This window comes from Actinospica durhamensis (assembly GCF_018139695.1).
Taxonomy (GTDB): Bacteria; Actinomycetota; Actinomycetes; order Streptomycetales; family Catenulisporaceae; genus Actinospica; species Actinospica durhamensis.
Genome location: NZ_JAGSOG010000555.1, coordinates 1 through 1625, shown reverse-complemented (window position 1 = coordinate 1625; position 1625 = coordinate 1). Strand labels below are relative to the sequence as shown.

General features: G+C 71.3%; 2 protein-coding genes. Both read left to right on the top strand.

Going from position 1 to position 1625, the window contains the following annotated elements:
* Positions 1 to 789: ABC transporter ATP-binding protein (locus KDL01_RS40975; protein WP_212534119.1), on the top strand; the 789-nt coding region annotated here is incomplete at its 5' end.
* A gap of 242 nt (positions 790 to 1031) precedes the next feature.
* The coding region (locus KDL01_RS40970) for an NADPH-dependent FMN reductase (protein ID WP_212534118.1) at positions 1032 to 1625 on the top strand (594 nt) is incomplete at its 3' end.

Here is a 1625-nt window from a genome sequence, read left to right as displayed (position 1 = left end):
CCCCCCGCCCGGCTGACCCGCGGCATCGCCCTCGAGCACGTGGACTTCGGCTACCGCCCCGAGGCCGAACCCACCCTCAAGGACGTCAACCTGCTGCTTCCGGCCGGCGCCACGGTCGCGGTGGTGGGCGAGAACGGCGCGGGCAAGACCACGCTGGTGAAGCTGCTGTGCGGCTTCTACCGCCCCCGCGCCGGCCGAATCACCGTCGACGGAGTGGACCTGCGCGACCTGCGGATCGAGTCGTGGCGGGAGAAGATCACCGCCGGCTTCCAGGACTTCGCGAGGTTCGAGTTCACCGTGGCCCGCACCGTGGGCCTCGGCGACCTGCCCCGCGAGAAGGACTCGGCCGCCCTGGAGCGCGCGCTCACCCGCGCCAACGCCCTCGGCGTGGTCGAGCGGCTGCCGCGGGGCCTTGAGACGCAGCTGGGCAAGAGCTACACCGACGGCGCCGAACTCTCCGGCGGCCAGTGGCAGCGCCTCGCCCTCGCCCGGGCGATGATGAGGTCCGACCCGCTGCTGCTGATCCTGGACGAGCCCGCCTCCGCGCTCGACCCGGAGGCAGAGAACGCGCTGTTCGAGCAGTACGTGCGCGAGGCCAAGCGGGTGGCCAGGGAGAGCGGCGCCATCACGGTGTTCGTCTCGCACCGCTTCTCCACCGTCAGGACCGCCGACCTCATCATCGTCGTGCGCGAAGGCCGCATCGCCGAGGTCGGCGCCCACGACGACCTGATCGCCCAGGGCGGCCTGTACGCCGAACTGTTCGCCATCCAGCGGAAGGCATACCTCTGATTCGCACGGGCCCCGTCCGATCCGCGCCCTACCCGATCGGCTACCCCGGTTCGTAGCACCCGTCCGACCTGCCGGAACGTGCGTGTGGACGGCACCCGGACGGGTGCTGCCGGATGACCCGCGGACCCCTACGCTGACGCTCGTAGGCCCGCGCCACCCCCTCTCCCCTCCCGTCCCCGTATATCAGCCAACGCACAGAAGATCACGCCTCAGCGTCCGAGCGAAAAGGGAGCCGATCTCCGATGCCTCATATCGTCCTGATCTCCGGCAGCCTGCGCCGCAACTCCACCAACGGGATCGCGATCGCGACGGTGCGCCGAGCCCTCACGGCGGCGGACGTCGGAGTCAGCACCCAGATGCTCGACCTGGGCAGCCTGCCGCACTACAACCAGGACAGCGAGGAGTCCGGCTGGCCGTCCGAGGCAGCGGCCGCGCGCAGGATGATCGACGCGGCCGACGCCCTGGTCATCAGTACCCCGTCCTACAACGGCGCGCTACCGGGCGTGCTCAAGAACGCCCTCGACTGGTTCTCCCGCCCCCGCCGCGCCTGCGTCCTCGACGACAAGCCGACGGCCGTGCTGACCGTCGGCTCCGCCCCCCTCGGCGGCGCCGACGCACTGCCCGGCATACGCAGGATCCTGCGACGCTCCGGCGCCTGCGTCCTGGACGGCAGACTGGCCATCGGCAACGCCGACGCCCTGGCCACAGCCGACGGCGTCTTCACCGACCCCGACGTCCGCGCCCGACTCGACACGTTCGCCTCGGGCATCCTCGAGGAACTCGCCCTCGCCGACGTCAACCGCACCCTGGAACTCCTGCCCGCCTTCGTCCGCATC